4 protein-coding genes and 1 pseudogene are annotated in these 5,161 nt (G+C 70.5%); 1 reads left to right on the forward strand and 4 read right to left on the reverse strand.

Translation table 11 applies throughout. The annotated features are described in order from the left end of the window. Both ASG95_RS03550 and ASG95_RS03555 read right to left on the reverse strand, forming a co-directional pair. Nucleotides 1–482 (reverse strand): annotated as a pseudogene (locus tag ASG95_RS03550) (O-acetyl-ADP-ribose deacetylase); the annotation flags it as partial. Nucleotides 483–540: 58 nt separating this feature from the next. Next, nucleotides 541–1,683 carry a calcium:proton antiporter gene (locus tag ASG95_RS03555; protein ID WP_082592302.1) on the reverse strand — a complete coding sequence of 381 codons (1,143 nt, stop codon included), beginning with the start codon at nt 1,681–1,683 and terminating at the stop codon, nt 541–543. 70 nt (nt 1,684–1,753) lie between these two features. On the opposite strand from ASG95_RS03555, the gene ASG95_RS03560 reads away from it, so the two are divergent. After that, the gene (locus ASG95_RS03560) at nt 1,754–2,581 is read left to right on the forward strand and encodes a DUF1028 domain-containing protein (protein WP_057376581.1); all 828 of its coding nucleotides are present in this window, start codon (nt 1,754–1,756) and stop codon (nt 2,579–2,581) included. Nucleotides 2,582–2,594: 13 nt separating this feature from the next. Here the strand turns inward: ASG95_RS03560 and ASG95_RS03565 are convergent, their stop codons facing one another. Both ASG95_RS03565 and ASG95_RS21565 read right to left on the reverse strand, forming a co-directional pair. Beyond that, a complete protein-coding gene (locus tag ASG95_RS03565) occupies nt 2,595–3,131 on the reverse strand; it encodes a PLD nuclease N-terminal domain-containing protein (protein WP_082592303.1) in 537 nt (178 codons plus the stop codon). A gap of 105 nt (nt 3,132–3,236) precedes the next feature. Next, nucleotides 3,237–4,955: an alpha-glucosidase gene (locus ASG95_RS21565; RefSeq protein ID WP_057376582.1), complete on the reverse strand. Its 1,719-nt coding sequence runs from the start codon at nt 4,953–4,955 to the stop codon at nt 3,237–3,239. Nucleotides 4,956–5,161 lie beyond the last annotated feature (206 nt).

The following is a 5,161-nucleotide window of genomic DNA, read 5'->3' on the forward strand; positions in this document are numbered from 1 at the left end:
GCGCCCAGCTCAGCCCGCACGGCGTCGACGGCGATCTGCGCCACGTCCGCCGAGTCCCAGCCGTAGACCCCCGCGCTCACCGCCGGGAACGCCACGCTCCGGGCCCCCACGTCGCGCGCGACCTGCAGGCTGCGGGTGAAGCACGACGCCAGCAGGGCGGGGTCGGTCTGGCCGCGGTGCCTGTTCGGCCCGACGGTGTGGATCACCCACTGCGCCGGCAGGTCGCCCGCCGACGTCGCCACGGCGTCGCCGACGTCGAGCCCGTCGCGGTGGGTGGTGTTCCGGACCCGCCGGCACGCCTCCAGCAGCCGCGGCCCCGCGGCAGCGTGGATGGCGCCGTCGACCCCTCCTCCGCCGAGCAGTGAGGAGTTCGCGGCGTTGACGATGGCGTCGACGCCTTGGGTGGTGATGTCCCCCAGGACGGCTTCGATGGTGGCCATCCACCCACGGTATGCCGCGGGCGGCCCCGGACGCAGCGGCATACGGCGTGGGTCAAACCACAGCGCCAGGGGTTGACGGCGCGCCAAGGGTCGGGGCGAGCTAGGGGTTCACGGCAAGGAAGACGAACGCGGCGAGGAGCACGAGGTGCACGCCGCCCTGCAGCCGCGTCGCCCGCCCGGGCACCACGGTCAGCACGCTGACCACGACGGTAAGCGCGAGCAGCACCATCTGCACCGGTCCCAGCCCGAGCAGCAGCGGGCCGTCGAGCCAGATCGAGGCGATCGCGATCGCGGGGATGGTCAGGCCGATGCTGGCCATCGCCGACCCGAGCGCGAGGTTGAGGCTGGTCTGGATCCGGTTGCCGCGGGCCGCACGCGCGGCGGCGAGCGTCTCCGGGAGCAGCACGAGCAGCGCGATCACCACACCCACGAACGACTGCGGGAACCCAGCCGCCGCGACCCCTGACTCGATGGCCGGCGACTCGACCTTCGCCAGCCCCACCACGGCGACCAGCGAGACCAGCAGGAGGCCGAGGCTGGTCCAGGTCTCGCGGTTCGTGGGCGGCTCGGCGTGCTCGTCGTCGAGTGGTCCCCCGTCGTGGGCCACCGGCAGGAAGAAGTCGCGGTGCCGCCGGGTCTGGGTCGACACGAACATGCCGTAGAGCGCGAGTGAGATGACCGCCGCGAACACCAGCTGCGAGCTGGTGAACTCCGGACCCGGCGCGCTGGTCGTGAAGGTCGGCACCACCATCGTCATCACGGCCAGCGTGGTGACCGTGGCGAGCGCGGCACCGGTGCCCTCTGCGTTGAACGAGATCAGGCGGTACTTCACCGCCCCCACGAACAACGACAGCCCGACGATCCCGTTGCAGGTGATCATCACCGCCGCGAACACGGTGTCCCGGGCCAGCGACGCGGTGTCCTTGCCGCCGCTGATCATCAGCGTGACGATCAGCGCCACCTCGATGATCGTCACCGCGACGGCCAGCACCAGCGAGCCGAACGGTTCCCCGACCCGGTGGGCGACGACCTCCGCGTGGTGCACCGCAGCCAGCACGGCAGCAGCCAGTGCGGCCGCCACGATGATCACCGGAAGGGTGCCGAGGTGCCGCCCCCAGGTCAGCACGAGCGCGACGATGGCTATCAGTGGCGCGAGGGTGGTCCAGGCCAGAAGAGTCTTCGTGGTGGTGTCGCTGCTCAGATCGGTGCTCTTCGATTCGGTCCTGGTCGTTTTCGCGGCCATGCCCCATCCTCGCAGGTGCGCAGCGTCGTCCCCAATCGTGCACTTGCCCCATCGCTACTACGGTCGGCGCATGACCTTCTCGATCGTCGGCCAGGTCGGTGACGCGTTCGGCGTCGCCGTCGCGAGCAAGTTCCCGTTCGTGGGGGCGGTCGTGCCTGAGGTGCGGCCGGGGGTCGGGGCCGTCGCGACCCAGGCCATGGCGCGGGTCGCCTACCGCTCGGTCGCCCTGGACGCCCTCGCGGGTGGCGCCGCCGCTGAGGGGGCGGTCGCTGCCTGCACCACGCCCGATCCCGACCGGGCGCACCGGCAGCTGGGTGTCGTCGGACTCGACTCGCAGGCCACCTACACCGGCGAGTCCTGCCTGGACTGGGCCGGCGGCGTGTGCGGCCGCGACGCCACCGGCGGCTACGCCATCCAGGGCAACATCCTCACCGGGCCCGACGTGGTCTCCGAGATGGAGGCGGCCTGGCTGGCCTCCGCGGGCCAGTCCCTCACCGACCGCCTCATCGCCGCCCTGCTCGCCGGCGACGCAGCCGGTGGCGACTCACGGGGCCGCCAAGGCGCTGCCCTGTATGCCGTGCAGCCAGGCGCCGGGTACGACCACTGCGGGGTCCTCGCCGACCTCCGCGTGGACGACCACGAGGACGCGCCTCAGGAGCTCGCCCGGCTGCTGCGGATGAACGACCTGATCTTCGGTGGCCCCGAGGACGTCAGCCCGCTCGAGGGCGAGCTCGCCGACGAGGTGGCCGTACGGCTCTCGTCCCTGGGTTACTCCGGCGAGACGTCAAGCGCCTTGACGTCGTGGGCCAGCGAGGCGAACTACGAGATGCGGATGACCCCAGACGGCATCGACGGCAAGGTCCTGCAAGCCCTCCGCGACGCCACCCCGGACGCCTGACGGAGAAGAGAGCTCAGTCGCTGGTCGGCTCAGCGGTGGGTTCTGGTGGGGCCGTCGATTCGGGTTTGGCGGTCGGGTCCGGGTTGACGGTCGGCTCTGGATTTCCAGTCGGTCCTGGTTGGGCCGCAGGGTCAGCGCTCCGCTGCCGACGACGCTCTCGCTCGCGCTCGATCTGCTCGGCCTCCAGCCGCTCCCGCTCGAGCCGCTGCCGCTTCGCCTCTTGGGTCTGCGCCTCGGCGCGCTCGCGCACCTTCCGCAGGAACTCCGCGTCGTCGTCCGGGTTCGTCGGCACGAACCGCCCCGGCCGCTCGTACTCCGGGTACGCCGAGCCGGTGTTGCCCTTGTACGGCAGGCCCCGCTGCGGCGTCTGCGGACGCCCGGCGACCAGCCATGCCACGGCCCCCACGACCGAGGTGATGAGCACGACGAAGATCCAGGTCACCTTGGGCAGGTTCCTGATCCGCGACTCATCGGTCATGATCACGTCGAAGAGACAGTAGATCCACAACGCCGTGCCCAGGATCCCCAACCCCAGTTCTGCTCTGATCACGCGGAGATGGTGGCACAGTCGCGAGCGTCGAGACGGCCGAATCGGGGGATTTGCGCCCGCCCCGACCAGCGACGTGGCAGTCAGCGCTCCAGCCCAGCTCTCAGCTCAGCGCTTGAGGATGCGGGCTTCCCAGGGGCGGAGGGTGGCGGTCGGCGCGGTGGGTTCACCGAGGTTGCCGAGCAGGAGGGTGGCCGACTCCCAGCCGGCGAGATCGAGCGTGCCCTCCAGGGTGGGGCCGGCGAGGTCGAGGTCCTCGCTCGAGAAGTTGGCGAGCACCAGCAGGTCGACGCGCTCGTGCGACCGCGTGAACGCGTACAGCGTCTCGTGGTCGGGCGCCAGCAGGTGGAAGTCGCCGTGCGCGATCGCCGGCTCGGTGTGGCGCAGCTCGATCACCCGGCGGTAGTGGTGGAACACCGAGTCGTCGTCGGCCACCGCGGCCGCCGCGTTGATCTCCGGGTAGTTGGGATTCGTCCGGGACCAGGGCGTCCCGGTCGTGAATCCCGCATGCGCGCTGTCGTCCCACTGCATGGGGGAGCGGGCGTTGTCGCGGCTGCCCAGCCTCAGGTTGGCCAGGATGCTCTCGACGTCGCCGCCCGCGCCCGACGCGAGCCGGTAGTAGTTGACCGACTCGATGTCGAGGAAGTCGTCGGCCGACGCGAAGGGCACGTTCGTCATCCCGAGCTCCTCGCCCTGGTAGACGTAGGGCGTGCCCCGGTGCAGGTGCAGGACCGTGCCGAGCAGCTTCGCCGAGGCGACCCGGTGCTCAGGCGCGTCGGACCCGAACCGCGACACCGCACGCGGCTGGTCGTGGTTGTTCCAGTAGAGCGAGTTCCAGCCGACCTCGGCGAGCGCGTCCTGCCACCGGCCCAGTGACGCCTTGAGGTCGCGCAGGTCGACCCGGCTCCGGTCCCACTTGTGCGCACCGATGTCGAGCCCCACGTGCTCGAACTGGAACACCATGTCGACCTCGCGCCGCTCCGGGTCGGTGTAGAGGATCGCGTCCTCGACGGTGACGCCCGGCATCTCGCCCACGGTCAGCAGCTTCTCGGCGCGCCCCTCGAAGACCGCCGCGTGCATCTCCTGGAGGAACTCGTGGATGCGCGGCCCGTTCAGGAAGTGCGGCGTGCCGTCCCCGAGCTGCGGCGTGGCGGCCAGCGGCTTTCCGTCGGGCAGGGACGTCACCTTGGAGATCATGTTGATGACGTCCATCCGGAACCCGTCGATCCCGCGGTCCAGCCACCACCGCATCATCGCGTAGACGGCCTCGCGCACCTCCGGGTTCTCCCAGTTGAGGTCGGGCTGCTTCCGGCTGAACAGGTGCAGGTAGTACTCGCCGGTCGCCTCGTCGAGCTCCCAGGCAGGCCCGCTGAAGAATGACTCCCAGTTGGTCGGCTCGGCACCCTCGTCGCCGGCGGTGTGGCCGTCGCGGGCGGTCCGCCACCAGTACCAGTCGCGCTTCGGGTTGTCCTTGCTCGACCGCGACTCCACGAACCACGGGTGCTCGTCGGAGGTGTGGTTGACCACGAGGTCCATGACGATGCGTATGCCGCGGGCGTGCGCCTGCGCGACCAGCTCGTCGACGTCGGTCAGGGTGCCGAAGGTCGGGTCGATGTCCTGGTAGTCGGCGATGTCGTAGCCGTTGTCGTCCTGCGGACTGGTGTAGATCGGCGACAGCCAGACCACGTCGACCCCGAGCTGCTGGAGGTAGGCGAGCCGGCTGATGATGCCGGGGACGTCACCGATGCCGTCACCGTCGGAGTCCTGGAAGCTGCGCGGGTAGATCTGGTAGACGACGGCTTCGCGGAACCACTGGTCATCGGTCATGGGCGGAAGCCTTCCGTGCAGCGGTGTCGGCGGCAAGCGGATCTCGCGTGAGGGCAGGCTCCGGCTATGTCCGCCGGTGGATGGTGACTCGTTTGCGGCCGCCGGGGTCTTGGGTGATCTGGTGGTGGAAGCCGGGGTGGTGCATCCGGCGGTGGTGGAACCCGCAGAGCGGGACCGCGTTGTCGAGGTCGGTCGCACCGCCGGTG

The sequence above is a fragment of the Phycicoccus sp. Soil803 genome, from assembly GCF_001429685.1.
GTDB lineage: Bacteria > Actinomycetota > Actinomycetes > Actinomycetales > Dermatophilaceae > Pedococcus.